Below are 16,711 nucleotides of genomic sequence, written 5' to 3' on the forward strand. Positions count from 1 at the left end.
AATAGGCAAGAATAGAAAAACACTTCAGAGTATCATACAAGAAAGGAGGAAGGCCGCCAAAGTATAGCAAAAGAGAAATATTAGAAGCAATTTTCTATGTATTGCGTACAGGGTGTCAATGGCGGTATTTACCAAATGATTTTCCGCTATGGAAGACTGTGTATGAGCAGTTCAGGCAATGGAAGAAGCAGGGAATTTTTGAGAAAATGAATTATGAAATTACAAAATATAGTAGAAGAAAAATAGGAAGGAATGAGCAGCCGAGTGCCTGTATAGTAGATAGTCAATCTGTAAAGACTACAGAAAAGGGGGGATCAAAGGCTATGATGGAAGTAAAAAAGTAAAGGGTAGAAAAAGGCATATAATTACAGACACTCAGGGTTTTATACTAGGTTGTTACGTAGGCGCTGCTAACGAAAATGATAGAGATGGTATTAAAATAGCATTAAACAATATGAGAACAAAATATACTAAAGTTAAAAAAATGTGGGCTGACATGGGATACCAAGGAAGAAATTTAAAGAATCACATAAAGGAAGAATATGACATAGATATTGAAATTGTTACAAGGCCTCCATGTAGATTTTGGGTGCACAAAGATACGCCACCTGAGCTACTACCAACAAGAGAACAAGGGTTTAAAGTACAGCCAAGAAGATGGGTTGTAGAAAGGACTTTTGCTTGGGTTAATAGGAATAGAAGGCTATCGAAGGAGTATGATTTACTCACAACATCCACTGAGAATTTCATATACCTAGCTATGAGTAGGGTTATGTTAAAGAGGGAATATGCTTGAATTTACTTGTTTCCGGACAACCTCTAATACCAATTCTCATTGTTGTCCAGTCAAATAGGAAACATTGCAGAGTTGTTTAATTGTGGAGCTGGCAAGAGAAGTAATAAATTTGCACAAAGCACCCTCAAGTAGAGCAATTGTATCGTATATTTTATTGCGCAAAATGTTCTGTTTTATATATAACCAAAGCCTCTCAACAGGATTTAGCTCAGGTGAGTATGGAGGTAGGTATATAATGTCGATATTTTTAGGTACCTTTAAATTTTTTGACCTATGCCAACTAGCACAGTCCATAACGAGAAAAGCCTCTCGTGTTTCTAGATATTGCGAAATTTGCTCAAGAAATATGTTCATGCAATCAGTGTTGACATTTGGTGCAAATAAGCTAGAACTCTCTCCATTTCTAGGATTAACTGCACTATAGAGATAGAAATTTTGCCTACCTAATTTTGTTTTAACCTGTGTTCTAATCCCCTTTTTAAACCACCCATGTCCAACTTTTGAATGTGTGCCAAACCGTGATTCATCAAAGAAAAATAGCTCTTTTTCTGGATACTTGCTAATAGCTCAATTGAGATTTTTTTTTGAATTCCTCTTGTTTGCTTTTATCTTGTCCATTATGAACTGGTCTTGGTGTAATATATGAGAATTTCATCTTTTGCATATGGCGGTGTACTGTAGATTTGCTGATATTTAATCCGAACTTTTCCTGGATTCTTATTCTCATTTCTTTAATGGTGATATTAGGATTTTCTTCTATCCACTCTTCAATTTGCTGTAGTTGAGCCTGATTTAATTTAGTTTTTCTACGACGTTGTGAAGGAGCAAACAGTTTTTCTTCTCTGCCAATTTTCAAGAGTTTTACCCACGAAGTTAGTGCGCTTCTTGAAATGCAATATATTTTTGCTACAGCCGTTATACTGTACTTTTTTGCTGCAATTACAGCATTTAGTTTTTTTGAAACATATGCATTATTCCTTACTTTCTTCAGCATTTCTTTTGCTGATTCTACTACTTTTTCATCCAATAATTTTGATCTTAATGCCATTTAAACCTCGCTATTTTACTTACTTCAGTATGGCTTTTCTTCCATCATTGTCCATCTGTTTGCCCTGTAATGGGAATTGGTATTACAACGTCAGTGGAAAATTCCGGTCCTCCAGTGGAACCATAAGATATATTTTCTGGAAATCTAATTTCTGTGAATGACATATGTCCTCCTGAGAAAGTAAAATAGTTTGGTTGAAGAAAATGTTGTAATTTGAAAGCGTTTCACATAGTAAATGACGCCATGGAAAGTGGATGAGACCACTGAGTTAAACTGCTGTCATACCCACAATTGCTATACTCAGGTTCATTTGAGTTGTCAAGCAAAAAAATAAAATTTTATGGCAAATTGAAACTAGCCTTGCTTGTGACTTAATTCATCTACTTTTTTGCGTAATACATTCAAATCAGTTGCTCCTACAAACAGGCTATCTCCAATTATTAAAAAAGGTGTACCACCTACTCCCAAATCTCTTACTAGAAACCTACTGTTGTTTATCATTTGCTCAATTTTGTCCGCGTTATCTTTTATGGAATCATTAAAATCGTCCTCATCAATCCCTATGTTTTTCACTATATCCAATATGCTTTCGTCTGAAAATTCTCCTTTGTGACTTAAAGCAGCATGGTGAAAATCGAAATATTTTTCTTTATCGAGAAAATAGACAGCTAAAGCACTTTTTGCTGCCTTTAAAGAAGCGTTACCAAGTATTGGAGCATCCCTAAAGATATACTTAATTTTGCCGTCGTTAATTAACTGCTTTATATCATTCTTTATAGCTTTGCAATGTCCACAAGAATAGTCAAGGAAGCCTACAGCTATAACACTACTATTTTCATTTCCGGAGTAAGGATAAGTAAGGTCAAATATTTGATCCTTGTATTGTGAAATTTTACTTTTGGTTACATTATCTCGAGCAGCGTAACTACTTTTAATCGACTCCTCTTTGAGAGTTTTTATGATCTTATCAAAATTTCTACTTATATAATTATCTAATTTCTCACCTATATAATCATCGTTTAGCATTTGGCTGCGATTTGAGAGCCAATTATTTATTATCGGCAAGCTTGCTATTGCTATTATTAAAATTAATAAAAACGATACCCTAGACATACAATTTATTTAAAAACCTACAACATAAAACTTTTAGTACACATTTATCTGTATATTAAAAGAAGCATCTAATGTTAATACATAAAAACATTTGTATCAAGTGTATTTTATAGCCAATTTTGCTGCAAGTACAAACTTTACGTACAATGAAACTCAAGCACATTACCACAAAGTTCATCAGAAGACTTGGTGATGAGGGTGGTGAAACATTTTGGTAGTTGATTATCTTATAACTGCCATGTACAATGCTAACAAACGCGGCGATAAATATTGGTAAAAAAAAGGAAATAGCCATTCTAGGAAGTAAGCTTCTCTTTTTCCCATTTGCTGAGTTTATTGCAGTGTATGGTCGCGTCGTGTGGGTGTAATAAAACAATTTTTCAGTCAATATGCCGATAATTTTAAATATTCTATATGAGTGTCATAATGAAATTTTTAAAAACTCTTTTTAACTTAACATTGTTAGTGTTTTTTATAACTCCTCCAGTTGAACCAAGGTGGACTAAGTATGAAGATGCTCCCATTGAGATCAAAATTTCTAATAGTACCATTAATATTAATGGGGATGGTACTTATGAATTAGAATCAGAACTCCAAGCAAAAGTACTCAAGGAATCTGGGCGTAGTGCATTCTCCCCATACAGTCTTATTTATAATGGTGATAGTGCAGACCTCACTATTTTAGAAGCTAAAACAGCTTACAATGGGAGGGAATACGTAGTCGCTAAAAACATGATAGAGGACAAGGCGTTGGCTAGTCCTCAAGGTTTCGATCAGCTAAGGCAAGTAACCATATCATTTCCTAAAATGACAATTGGTGCAGAAGTATATCTAAAATATAAACAAATTCATAAAAAAGTTCCTATTGATAATTTTTATGGTTTGCACTTTTCTTATTATGGGCGGTATTTTCAAGCAGAGAATACTAAAATCAATTCTGAGTTGCCTCTAGAGATTAGAGTGAATGATCCAAGAAACGTATTAAAGATCGCTGAGGAGAAAAAGAATGGTGTACATTCTATAAGCATTACTTTAAAAAAGGCAATTTATGAAGGTTTGATAAATGAGCCACATAATGGAATATTGAATTTTAAGCACAATACTTGGGTATCACTGTCAAGCCTATCTAAATGGGAGGATTTAGCAAAAAAATTAGCTCCTGGATATTATAACGTCATTACTCAGCCACTTCCTACAATTTTTACGGCCATAGCAGAATCTGCTGCCAATGAGAGTACTGATGAAGAGAAAATTAACGTTGTTACTTCTTTGTTGAATGAGAAAATTCAATACACGGGAGATTGGCGTACAGTGTCAGGACGATTTTTTCCAAGAGATTTAGAGAAAATTGCTGATTATCAAACTGGAGATTGTAAGGATTTTTCTGTTAGTACGGCTGCTATTTTACAAAAACTTGGTTACAGAGTTCAACCTACTCTAGTTATGAGAGGAATTACTAGCATTCCTAATTCCGAAGCATTACCTAATCTGGGTAATTTTAATCATACGATGCTCAGAGTAACAAATAAAGGTGGAAAAATATATTGGATTGATCCGACTAATAAGGTTAGTATGGCACAAGGTATTTTTCCAGATGTTGCTGACAAAGTTGCTTTAGTATTGGATTCTAAAGAAGTTAGCTACACAAAAATTCCTGCTGTACAAGCTGAAAATTCAAAAATTATATCCCATAGTGAATTAACTATACAAGATAATGTTGTAAACGAACGTGGTCAGCTTACTATGCAAGGGGAGTCAGCTATGAGCTTAGCAAGTGCTGGATTATATTACTCAAACGAGCAGTTAAGAGATTCTGTTTTTTATATAATTAGTGGGGTATATCTTAATGAAAAAGAAAAGAAATTCTTAGAATTGCCTGATCTTACTTCGCGTAATGTAGAGGATCTTACAATTAAGTATGAATTACAACAAAAAAATAAAGTTTTTAGGACGAACCTAGGACTTGTTTTAACTTTAAAAAATAATTTGCTTAATGGTGTCGTAAATACAGTTTCTGACCAAGTGTCAGACATTTTTATAGGTACTCCTCATACTCGTGAAACGCATACGGTAATAAAAGACATTGCGATTAAAAACTGTGCAGAATTGAATTTTGAAATAAATTCTCCATGGTTATATGTAAATAGGTCATGTAAACATCAAAATGGCAGCACAGAATTAAATGATATAGTAGCTATACAGAAAAGCTTTATTACCAATGAAGAGTTAAACACTACTGAATATAAAAACTTAAAAAGCGAGCTGGAGAATAATTTTTCTAGAGCCTCTATAATAATAAGTGAATAGGTTGTGCTGGGAAAAACACTTCTTAAAAGACTTAAAATCTTTAAAATATGTACAACAACTTACGTGACTTCATTAAAGCCTTAGAGGAAAAAAAAGATCTGATTAGGATTAAGGAGGAGGTTTCAACTGTTCTTGAAATGACAGAAATTCACCGCAGAGTTTTGTCAAACAAAGGACCAGCTATCATCTTTGAAAATGTTGTCACAGAAAACGGCAAAAATTCGATTCCAGTTTTAGTGAATTTATTCGGTACTATTGAAAGAATTGCCTTGGGACTGAACATAAATCCTGGTGAGCTAAGAGATCTTGGTAAACTTTTAGCATTTTTGCAATCACCTGAGCCGCCAAAAAACTTTAAAGATGCTATAAAAATGTTTCCTTTGTTGAAAGTCGTGTTATCGATGCGAAGTAAAGTCGTGAGCAAGGCTCCATGTCAAGAGGTAGTGCTAACCGGAGATGAAGTGGACCTAAGTCTACTGCCCATTCAAACATGCTGGCCAAATGAACCTGCACCACTTATTACCTGGCCAATTGTGGTAACGAAAGGACCCACGAAAGAAAAGCAAGATAATTTTAATCTTGGAATATATCGTATGCAGGTTATAGATAAAAAAACAACACTAATGCGTTGGCTTGCACATCGTGGTGGTGCAGGTCACCACAAACGATGGAAAGAGAAGGAACAAAATATGAAATTTCCTGCTGCTGCTGTGATTGGTAGTGATCCTGCAACGATTATTGCTGCGGTAACTCCAGTGCCAGAAACATTGTCAGAATACCAATTTGCTGGACTACTGCGAAAGAAGCCGCTTGAGCTTGTAAATTGTAAGACTGTTCCACTTCAAGTACCAGCTCACGCGGAAATCGTTCTGGAAGGCTATGTGAGTTTGGATAGCTATCAAGACGAAGGGCCATACGGAGACCACACTGGCTACTATAATTCTGTTGAGCAATTTCCTGAGTTTAATATTACTGCAATTACTATGCGCAAAAATCCAATTTATCTCAGCACTTTCACTGGCAAGCCACCTGATGAACCATCGATTCTTGGTGAAGCACTCAATGAAATTTTTGTGCCCATTCTTATTAATCAATTTCCAGAGATAGTGGACTTTTATCTGCCGCCGGAAGGTTGCTCATATAGAATAGCGGTAGTGTCGATAAAAAAATCCTATCCAGGGCAGGCAAAAAGAATTGTTATGGGCATACTTTCTTTTCTAAAGCAGTTTTTATACACGAAGTTTATTATCGTTGTTGATAATGATATAAATGTACGTGATTGGAAGGAAGTAATGTGGGCAATGTCAACGAGGATGGACCCTGTGCGTGATACAATCATGATAGAAAGTGTACCTATTGATTATTTAGACTTTGCTTCCCCTGAAAGTGGACTTGGAGGTAAAATGGGATTTGATGCGACAAATAAAATCCCGCCTGAAACCAAACGAGAATGGGGAAAGAAAATTAAAATGAGTGAGGAAATAGTAAGAAAAGTCACGGAAAAGTGGGAGGAATATATGGACTAGACTTCTTGCATAAAAGCAGAAAAAAGTTTGGCGTTTTTTATAATGCCGTAATTAGCATTAACTGATAATTGTGATTTAAGTTCGTCACAGTGCCCTTTTTTTGTCATCCTATAGCTATACCGCCGCGGTATCTCTTAGCCGCTAACAAGTAGTGGGATGACGAGCTTATCGTCATCCTGCCGCGAACCGTCATACCGCGATTCATTCGCGGTATCTCAGCCGCTAACAAGCAGCGGGATACTTAGGGATGACGGTTGTTGTTTAGCTGTAAATATTAAGAAATTTACCAAATGAAAAAAAAGGCAAAAGAAGCCCTGGGGTTATTATCCGCTTTAAAATATTGGCGTTTTTTATGTTTTAAACGCTTGACAAGCGAGATTCAGCCGCTTTTAATTGCAACTAACTTACGCTGCAAATGTTTAAGAAATTTACTAAGCAGAAAAAAAGACAAAGAATCCCCGAGTTAGCTAGTCTTTTACTATCTCTGTCGAGTATTGGCATTTTTTGATGTCTTGTAACGCTTTATAAGCGCGTTCAGCTTATTTAGATAAGAATCTAGATGTAGATGAAGTTTTGTAAAGACATACAGTATCTATATACTGCAAAAAATTGAACATAAGACGCCGATACATTAAGTAATCCTTACCTTTTAATCTGCAGATTGGCGAAAGCAAATACAACAGCTTCAGTTTCATGATAAGAGGGCTGGCGGAGTTTGTCAAGCAAGTTTTTTTGTTTCTGCGGGCTACCTGAGTCTATTGATTTCATTAGAGCCGAAACTCTTGAGACCTAGGTGATAATTCTATCTAAAAGAATGCCGAAAAAGAGCAGCAACCCTACGTAGGAGTTATTTTTAAATATGGACATGCATTGACTGGGATCGTCAGGATTGAAATTTTTGTATTGGCGGTGAAATATGAACCCTACAGCAAGTAGAGCAATATAAAAAATGTTATTTAATGATGATAAAATACCAGCATATAGCCACGTCATAAGAGATATTAAATAAAATCTTTTCAACCAAGATTTTGTTGTATCACCAAAATATAATGCGGTAGATTTCATCCCGAGTTTTTCATCATCTTTTTTATCTTGATGGGCGTATATGGTGTCATAGCTAAGTGTCCAAAAGACGCATCCTATATAAAACAGCAAGGATTCTATACTGATCTGGTTTGTTATTGCTGCTGAGCCCATGAGCGATCCCATATTGAAGGTAAACCCTAAGAACAATTGTGGCCACCAAACATACCGCTTTAATAAAGGGTAAGTAGCTATCATACACATTGAGATTATTCCAAGTATGAGTGTAGTTTTATTAGTTAATAATAAGATTACCAGGGCAATAGACAGTAACAGTGAAAGTAAAGCTAAAGCCTGCTTTATGTTTAATGCACCACTTGCAAGTGGCCTATATTTTGTTCGTTCAACGTGCGCATCTATTTCCCTATCGAAAATGTCATTGATTATGCACCCTGCGGGTCTCATTAAAAATGCACCTATAGTAAACAAAACAAGGAGAAAAAGAACCTGATACGATAGAGAAGTTGAGGCTAAAAGAATACCGCTCAAACTGGGAAATAGCACAAGCCACAAACCCGTTAAACTGTGCAACCTCATTAATGAAAAGTAACGATTGAAATGCATTAATTAAGTGTGATTATGTAATATTTTGCTTACATTAACAAAATTATCGAACGCTAAGTCAGGCTTGAAAACTAGTTCAGGTATAAATCGCAAATCAACATAACACAATATAGATTTACGTATTGACCATGCAGATTGGTTCATTTCATTAACAACAGTATTAATATCACAATTATTCTCAGAAGGATCCCCAGTGCGTCTTTTTTCTGGATCTAAGTAGTCAGCTACTTGAATATTCAATGAAGATAACACAATATATACATCTGCTTTTTTCAAATCTTTACTTAATTTTACGTCAGATACCGCTACATTTTTATTGAACACCTTACCTTCCATTAGGACTCTTGATATCGCTCTATGCAATACCGATGCTATTTTTAGGTTTCTAATTTCCTTTTTCATATCCAGCTACTATAATACCCTTTCTTCTTGCACTAATTGATAAGCTTCTAAAATATCTCCAACTTTAATATCGATATTACCCTCTAGTGATACTCCGCATTCAAAGTTTACACCTACTTCTTTAACATCATCTTTAAATCTACGTAGTGCTTTTAACTTTCCTTCATGCACCAATTTGCCACCACGCATTACCTTAATTAAAGAATCTTTTCTTATGACTCCATCACTTACGTAACATCCAATGATATTACCAGCTTTAGATACGTTAAATATTTGCCTCACAGATGCAAAGCCAACACGAACCTCTCGTGTAACAGGCTTTAACATTTTAGTTAAATACATTCTCATGTCGTCAATGAGCTCGTATATTATGTTATAAGTATGTATTTCTACACCTTTTTGTTTTGCCAAGTCCCTTATTTTTGAATCCACTTTTACATTAAAAGCTAAAATTACTGCACTTGATGCTTCTGCAAGCAGCACATCTGAATCTGTTATCCCTCCTACTGCTTTGTGTAGGATATTTAATTTCACTTGGTCTTTACCGAGTTTATCAATTGAACTTGATATTGCTTCAATAGAACCAGTTACATCGCACTTTAAAACTACAGATAGTTCTTCTGTTTCGCTGTTATTACGACTGAATATATCTAAATTATTGTCGCCCAAATCTTCTTTCTTTTTCTTGATTAACTCTAGCCTGTATTCAACAATTTCACGCGCCTGCTTTTCAGAATTTATAACAACAAATTTATCTCCAGCATTTGGCACACCATTTAGACCAGTAATTTCAATTGGAGCGGAGGGTAGTGCTGCTTTTTCTCTTTGACCGAGGTGATTAACCATACTACGTACTTTGCTGTATGTTGTACCAACTACCAATATATCACCAACCTTTAACGTTCCTTCCTCAACTATCAATGTGGCTGATATTCCTTTCGCTTTATCTATTTTGGATTCTATTACCCATCCAAGTGCTCGACAATCTTCTATTGCTTCTAGCTTCATTAATTCAGCGATTAACAAAATCGTCTCTTCTAGTTTATCTAAATTAGTTTTCTTTTTTGCTGATACTGGCACAATCATAACATCACCACCAAGCCCTTCAGGGATGAGATCATATTGAGGCAAACTATTAATTATTTTTTCTACATCACCAGGCTCAGATTTATCAATTTTATTAATAGCAACTATAATGGAAACATTTGCTGCTTTTGCATGATTTATTGCTTCAACTGTTTGTTTCATGATTCCATCGTCAGCTGCAACTACTATTACAACTATATTAGTAATATTGGCACCACGTGCACGCATCGCAGTGAACGCTTCATGTCCTGGTGTATCAATAAAGGTAATTTTTTGCTTATCTTTTGTCGTTATTTGATAAGCACCTATGTGTTGAGTTATGCCACCTGACTCTCTTTCTGCAACATTAGATTCACGAAATGCATCGAGCAATGAGGTTTTACCATGATCGACGTGTCCCATAAAAGTGACGATTGGTGGTTTAGGTTTTTTAGGCAGGCTTTCTCTGCCTTCTATAAAAAATAAATCTTTTTCTCTGTTGGTATCGCTCACTCGTTTAGCCATATGATTAAATTTTTCCACTATTTCACATGCTATATCTGGATCCACCAGATCATCTACTCTATAACTCTCACCGACTTCTTCTTTGAACATTTTTAGCACACTCTTGCTATCTTCTGCCATGCGAATAGATAACTCCCTGATAGTTATTTTGTCTGGTATAATAACTTCTCTTGATATATTTTTACCCTTGGTAAACTTTGACTTTCTACTTCTTATACCAAATCTTTGCTTAAATACAGGGGGTTGTTCAGTTTTTTCATCTATTGCCTGTGCAATTACCAGTTTAGAATGCTTAGAATATATATCTTTGTTGACTTTAGAAGACTTTTTATCGTCGCCCTCATAGTCAATATTATCTTCTTTTAGTTCAACTAAGTGAGTATCACTTAAAACTTGCTTATTTATTTCTTTAGATAAAGTGTCCGCTTCATTTTTCTCGTCAATCTCTTTATTGCTGTCTTCTTTTGCTGTTTTCTCTTTTTCTTCTCTCTGATTTTTTTCTTTCAGCAAAGCAGCATTCTGCACAGCATTAATGCGGAAAATTTGTTCTTTCTCTGTTAGAGAACCTAATTTACTCTCGTCAAATAAATTATGTTCTTCTGCATCATGAGATTTTTTTCTTCTTTTTTTTACTATTGTAGCTCCAGTACTTGGGCTAGTTGAAGAGTTTAAATTGAGGTCTAATTTAAGCTTGCTTAAGCCTTGGAGCGTTAATTTTTTATTACTGATATCTTCATTATTCATATTATTTTATTATATTAACCCAAGCTTTTTACGTGCTTCTATGATTATTGAGTCTACTGTATCTTTTAGATTTTCTGAATTCATCTTATTATCAGCTGAGGAAGAGAGTATGCTGCAAAACTCATAACTTGATAAATCTGCTATGTCCTCTAAAGTCTTAATATCATGTTTACTAAGAGCAATTTTATTGTCTATTGATAAAGTTAAATTGATTACATCATCTTCCATACCTAGACTTTTTAGCTCTTCTATTTTTCTATCATTTTCTGCTTTCAGATACTTGTTTGCTCTATTGTGAAGTTCGTTTGCAATATCCTCATTAAAGCCCTCTATTGAAGCAAGCTCTTTAATTGAAGCGCTGGATATATCTTCTACGCTTGAAAAACCTTCTGTCACCAATAGCTGACCCATAATCTCTTCTAAGTTTAAAGCTTCAGCAAATAAAGCTGAACATTGACTAAGTTCTTTACTTCGCCTTTCTGATTCTTGCTGAGTGCTTAATATCTCAATTTTCCATCCAACAAGCTCTGAAGCTAATCTTACATTCTGGCCCTTTTTTCCTATAGCTAAACTCAATTGATCTTCAGCAACTATTAATTCTATGCAATTTTCATTTTCATCAATAATAACCTTCGATACTTCTGCAGGAGTAATGGCTTTAATAACAAATTGACCCAAATCTGAGGAGTAATTTATAACGTCAATTTTTTCACCATTTAATTCGTGTATAATGGTTTTTATTCTATCTCCCTTAACTCCAACACAAGCACCTACTGGATCAATGTTCTTGTCAGGAGAGAAAACAGCAACCTTAGACCTTGAGCCGGCGTCTCTAGCTATACCTTTAATTGTTACTAACCCATCAGCAATTTCTGGTATTTCTTGATTTAATAATGCCTCTAAAAAGCCTTCATGAGTCCTAGAAAGAATAATTTGACGTCCATCATCAGAGCGCTTAACAGTCTGTATATAAGTTTTAACTTTATCGCCTTCACGAAATGATTCACCACCGGTTAAATTTCGTAATGGAAGATATGCCTTAGTGCCATTTATGTCTATAATAAGATCTGAATATTCTACTTGTTTAACAATACCATACCTTATTTCTCCCACCTTATCTTTAAATTCCTCATATTGCTTTTTTGACTCTTCATCTTTAATTATTTGAGCAATTTTTTGCTGGGCAATTCTTGCTGAAGCAAGATCAGTGTTAAGAGAGAGTAATTCACTAACAGTATCTCCAATTTTTGCATCTTCTTTTATTAATTTAGCTTGTGTCAGCGTAATTGATTCATACTCAGTATTCTCTTCTCTATTTGATTCGTCATCAATAACTTTTAGTTTTCTGTATGAAGTAACTTTGCCTGTGTTTCTATCTATATTAACTACAATTTTACTTTTGCTACCATATTTTTGATAAGCCACTGCTTCTATAGCACTTTCTAGTGCCTTTATTACAACATCAAAATCTAAACCTTTTTGAAGTGAAAGCTCTCCTGCTGTTTTTATTACATCAAGGCTTCCAACTATGTTATTCTTGTTACTTTTCTGCTTAACACTGCTTTTACGATTAGCAATCATAATAAATAAATCCAATGTAATTAGTTATAATTATAGCTCCAACGGGCAAAGAACACTATCTTAAATGTTAAATGATTGCTAATTTAAGTCAAGTTTTTTCATGTCTTTGTATAACAAGCAACGCAGGAGTAAAGAATAAAGTTAAAACCGTTGCAACCAATATTCCACTTGCTATGGTTGTTGAAATGTCAACCCACCACTGGCTTGATGGAGCATCATATGTGATTTGTAGCGTAAAAAAATTGATATTTAACCTGGTAATCATCGGTATTAAACCAAGAACTGTGGTTGCAACGGTAAGCAATATTGGCCTAACGCGAGAAATTGCAGCGTTTATTACACATCGCTTGATGTCATTTTTGTGTACCTTAATTTGGTGATGAAAGGCATCAAGTAATAGTATGTTATTATTCACTATAATTCCCGCCAAAGCAATTATCCCCACTCCACACATAACAACTACGAAAACTTGTTGGATAAGAAAGAAAACAAAAAACACACATGTTGTGGATAAAAACACTGCTGTCATTACGATAAATGTATGGTATACATTATTAAACTGTGTCACTAATACCAATATCATTAGTGTAATCGCTAATATAAAAGCCTTTAACAAAAATGCTCCTGATTTTTGTTGATCTTCTTTGTCGCCTTTAAAATCAATTTTTACTCCCTTGTCCCAATCCTGGGCAATAGAATTCTGAATGAACTTTACTCTTTCATCAACAAGATAGCCAGTATCAACGTCAGCAGAGATTGTCACTATGCGTAATCCATCAATCCTGTTTAGTTTGTTTACCTTTTTTTCGGGAGCATATTTTACTATATTGCTCATAGGATACGGGCCATTAACTGTATTGATAAAAAAATTGTCTATAGTCTTCATGTTGCGATCCTTTCCAGGGAAACGGAGTACAATATCGATTTCTTCATCCGTGTTATTTGGTCTATATTTTCCAATCAACACTCCATTTGTAACCATCTTTATAAAATCGCCAATGGTTGCAACACTTACTTCAGAGCTTGTAGCCTTACTCTTATCAACACTCATATTCCACTCTATTTCAGGTGCTGATCTGCTATCTTGAATATTTATAAACCCGGATGAAGGTTGGTTCATAATTTCTAGAATTTTCTCTGCTGCTAAATTCAAACTGGATACACTCCCGCTGAGGTTAATTTGTATTGGCTTGTCAGCCGACGGTCCTGGCTTTTCCTCTTGAACATTAATTATTATTCCTTTCATGTCTTGCACACTGCTCCTTATATCATTTAGTATGTGCTTAGCTTTGCGCCTGAAGCGCCAATCCATAAGTTCTAGTTGTATTCTGGCGATAACGTTGTCTGAAAATGCTCCTGATCTAGCATAAGAAACATGAATTTCTTTTTCAATGCTCAAAATGCGTTCTTCCACTTCTTTGAGTATCAGATCTCGTTCTTTGGCTGATAAGCTTTCTTTTGCTTTAACACTGATTAAAATATTATCTGAATCCACTTTCGGAAAAAACTTTACTCCAGGACCAAAAGTAAAGTACAGCACACTAAATGAAAACAAAACGAATACAGTAGCACATACGAATTTTTTAGGATTATCCAAAACCTTCTCTAGCATGCGTACGTAAGCTCTTATTATAGGCCCAGCATTTTTTATTTCACCACTTTCTATAGCACTCATTTTTTTTATTTCTTTTTTTGAAGTTATCGAAGGCTTACCAAATATTGCACCAAGTGTTGGTATAAAAACCAAAGCCATAATGAGCGATCCAGTCAAAGTTAGAATTATTGTAATTGGTATGTACTGCATGAATTTACCAACAGTATCAGGCCAGAATAATAGAGGAAAAAACACTGCTAATTTAGTTAACGTTGATGATAGAACCGGATAAAACATATCACGAACTGAAGTGTAAAAAGCTTCTACTTTATCCATTCCGCAGATCATCTTTCTATCGGCATATTCGCTGATCACAATTGCATCATCAACCAGCATGCCAACAGCCATAATTAAACTGAAGAGCACAACGATATTTAAGGTTATACCCATAAAGTAAAGAGCTATTATCCCAATGAGAAAGGAACCGGGTATCGAGAGTGCCACAAGAATAGCAATCCTTGTTCCCATAGAAAGCATCATTATGATCAATATTAACAACACAGCAAATATTATGCCGTTTTCCAAGTCATCAAGCACATCGCGGACGTTTTTTGACTGGTCGTTTAAGTACACCACTTTTAAATTTTCAGGTAATTGATCTTTTGCCTTATCCATTAAGTATTTTACTTGATTTACTGTGTCTATTATGTTTTTTCCGTTACGTTTTGAAATTTCTAGCATGACACTAGGTAATCCATTAATGCGAGCAAATCCTTGGTGATCCTCAAACCTAGGGTATACTTTTGCTATATCTTTGATTCTCAAAACTGCATCGCCTTGAGATCTAATAGGAATATTCATAATATCTTCTATATCTTTTAATAACCCTGATATTTTAATCGAATATTTACCGGCCAGTGACCCAGCTCCCACTAGTCTATTATTGCTTGATATAGCTTGGAATATTTCGTTTGATTGAATGTTATATTTTGTTAGAACTGTGGGCTCAATTATAACTTCCACTGTTTCTTTACGAATACCTGCCACTTCAACTTTGAGAACATTTGGCAGAGATTCTATTTCTTTCTTTAACTTGCGTGCTATTTCAGTTAAGGCTCTTTCTGGCAGATTACCAATTAAGCCAACATTTAATATGGGAAATAGACTCAAGTTTATTTCATTTATTATTGGAGATTCCGCTTCAACAGGTAACTTCGATTTTATGTTTGAAAGCTTTGAACGGACATTATCGAGCACTTCTTTATTATCATACTCTGTTCCAAATTCGAGTATCATGTGAGCACCATCATTAGTTGCAAAAGCTCTCAATTCTCTTACACCTTCGATGGATCTTAGTTCATTTTCTATAGGAAGCACTAATAGCTTTTCACTATCTTGAGCAGAAATCCCAGGAAGTCCAACAAACACGCTGATTATAGGAATCTGTATATCAGGATTGCTTTCCCTTGGCATTTTTACATAAACGTATGAACCGAAGATAAAAATTACTATAAGTAATAATACCACCGCCCTGTTTCGCTCTATGAGTAAGCTCTGCATGTTGAATGTTAGCTGAATATGTGTGTTTGTACAATATTATAGTCGAGATACATTGCATATTAATTAATCCTTGTGTAGCTTTAAAACTTTATGCAAATAATAAAAATTTTCGCAAAGTTGCAAGTATAAGAAAATTCCTGTATAATAATTCTAGAACAGTATTTGAGAGGTTGTTATGGTGGCAATTCTAAATGTAACAAAAGGCAAAAATAAAGTTATTGTGTCTGGATTAGCTGGAGCTTTATCAGCTTTAATATTTTTAACAGCAATCCACATTGCCGCAAAGATAGCCATTATCGTTTCTGCTGCTGCAGTTACTTACTTATTACTTTCGCTGATTCATAAAATAAGAACTAAAGCTGAAATTACTCGTGTTTCAGGAGATAAAGTTTCAGAAGATGAAGGTGAAGAAAAAGATACCGTAAAAGAACCAAAAAGAACTGAAACTGAGCTAGAAGAAGAATTAAAAAATAAAAGAGCAGAAGAAGAAATGAAAAATGGACTACCTAAACATATGGATTTCAAAGGTAATTCACTTTCTAAAAGCGCTGATACTAAAGATAGTCATTCCGTTTCTAGTGCTACAAATATTGTTATGGAACCTTTACCTAAACACATGGATGCGCTTGGTAATCTACTTCCTGAAAGACCAAGTGCAAATATTAGTATAGAATCTAAACCTGAGAGAAAACTATCTCCTGCAGAGTGGCTATTACAGTGCGGGAATGTAAATAATGATGTGAGGGAAGTGCTAAAACAGCCAATTATCCAACAGCCATTTAACGGGTTAGGGTTTTAGATGT

At 34.8% G+C, this 16,711-nt stretch carries 11 protein-coding genes and 1 pseudogene; 4 read left to right on the forward strand and 8 right to left on the reverse strand.

The features are described from left to right. Window positions 1-11 precede the first annotated feature (11 nt). Window positions 12-796, forward strand: a protein-coding gene (locus ABWU47_RS02355) for an IS5 family transposase (RefSeq protein WP_238513981.1) whose coding sequence is annotated in 2 segments (ribosomal slippage) — window positions 12-333 and window positions 333-796 — 786 coding nt in all. Because the reading frame shifts where the segments join, the coding sequence is not laid out codon by codon here. A gap of 36 nt (window positions 797-832) precedes the next feature. Here the strand turns inward: ABWU47_RS02355 and ABWU47_RS02360 are convergent. The 3 genes and pseudogenes from ABWU47_RS02360 to ABWU47_RS02370 form a co-directional block, all read right to left on the reverse strand. After that, window positions 833-1,844, reverse strand: a protein-coding gene (locus ABWU47_RS02360; protein ID WP_410530061.1) for an IS630 family transposase whose coding sequence is annotated in 2 segments (ribosomal slippage) — window positions 833-1,363 and window positions 1,365-1,844 — 1,011 coding nt in all. Because the reading frame shifts where the segments join, the coding sequence is not laid out codon by codon here. Window positions 1,845-1,927: 83 nt separating this feature from the next. Further along, window positions 1,928-2,008 (reverse strand): annotated as a pseudogene (locus ABWU47_RS02365) (TIGR02217 family protein); the annotation flags it as partial. Window positions 2,009-2,198: 190 nt separating this feature from the next. Continuing rightward, complete coding sequence (locus ABWU47_RS02370; protein WP_353285742.1) at window positions 2,199-2,957, reverse strand: DsbA family protein; 759 nt, start codon at window positions 2,955-2,957, stop codon at window positions 2,199-2,201. A gap of 426 nt (window positions 2,958-3,383) precedes the next feature. Here ABWU47_RS02370 and ABWU47_RS02375 point away from each other — a divergent pair, with 426 nt between their 5' ends. Continuing rightward, window positions 3,384-5,264, forward strand: coding sequence for a DUF3857 domain-containing protein (locus ABWU47_RS02375; RefSeq protein WP_077188459.1), 1,881 nt, complete (start codon window positions 3,384-3,386; stop codon window positions 5,262-5,264). A 47-nt stretch (window positions 5,265-5,311) separates the two neighbouring features. Next, a complete protein-coding gene (locus tag ABWU47_RS02380; RefSeq protein ID WP_077188460.1) occupies window positions 5,312-6,790 on the forward strand; it encodes a UbiD family decarboxylase in 1,479 nt (492 codons plus the stop codon). A 789-nt stretch (window positions 6,791-7,579) separates the two neighbouring features. Here the strand turns inward: ABWU47_RS02380 and ubiA are convergent. The 5 genes from ubiA to ABWU47_RS02405 form a co-directional block, all read right to left on the reverse strand. After that, window positions 7,580-8,437 carry a 4-hydroxybenzoate octaprenyltransferase gene (gene ubiA, locus ABWU47_RS02385; protein WP_077188461.1) on the reverse strand — a complete coding sequence of 286 codons (858 nt, stop codon included), beginning with the start codon at window positions 8,435-8,437 and terminating at the stop codon, window positions 7,580-7,582. Window positions 8,438-8,440: 3 nt separating this feature from the next. Continuing rightward, the gene (locus ABWU47_RS02390; protein ID WP_006279769.1) at window positions 8,441-8,839 is read right to left on the reverse strand and encodes a ribosome-binding factor A; all 399 of its coding nucleotides are present in this window, start codon (window positions 8,837-8,839) and stop codon (window positions 8,441-8,443) included. Window positions 8,840-8,848: 9 nt separating this feature from the next. Beyond that, on the reverse strand, window positions 8,849-11,173 hold the full coding sequence (gene infB, locus ABWU47_RS02395; RefSeq protein ID WP_341810482.1) for a translation initiation factor IF-2: 2,325 nt from the start codon (window positions 11,171-11,173) through the stop codon (window positions 8,849-8,851). A 9-nt stretch (window positions 11,174-11,182) separates the two neighbouring features. Then, window positions 11,183-12,754, reverse strand: a complete 1,572-nt coding sequence (gene nusA, locus ABWU47_RS02400; RefSeq protein ID WP_006279771.1) for a transcription termination factor NusA — start codon at window positions 12,752-12,754, stop codon at window positions 11,183-11,185. An 88-nt stretch (window positions 12,755-12,842) separates the two neighbouring features. Next, a complete protein-coding gene (locus ABWU47_RS02405) occupies window positions 12,843-15,908 on the reverse strand; it encodes an efflux RND transporter permease subunit (protein ID WP_353285743.1) in 3,066 nt (1,021 codons plus the stop codon). 175 nt (window positions 15,909-16,083) lie between these two features. Between ABWU47_RS02405 and ABWU47_RS02410 the strand changes: the two genes are divergently transcribed. Next, complete coding sequence (locus ABWU47_RS02410; RefSeq protein WP_077188464.1) at window positions 16,084-16,707, forward strand: hypothetical protein; 624 nt, start codon at window positions 16,084-16,086, stop codon at window positions 16,705-16,707. Window positions 16,708-16,711 lie beyond the last annotated feature (4 nt).

The sequence above is a fragment of the Wolbachia endosymbiont (group A) of Gastracanthus pulcherrimus genome (assembly GCF_964028265.1).
In the GTDB taxonomy this organism is placed as follows: Bacteria; Pseudomonadota; Alphaproteobacteria; order Rickettsiales; family Anaplasmataceae; genus Wolbachia; species Wolbachia pipientis.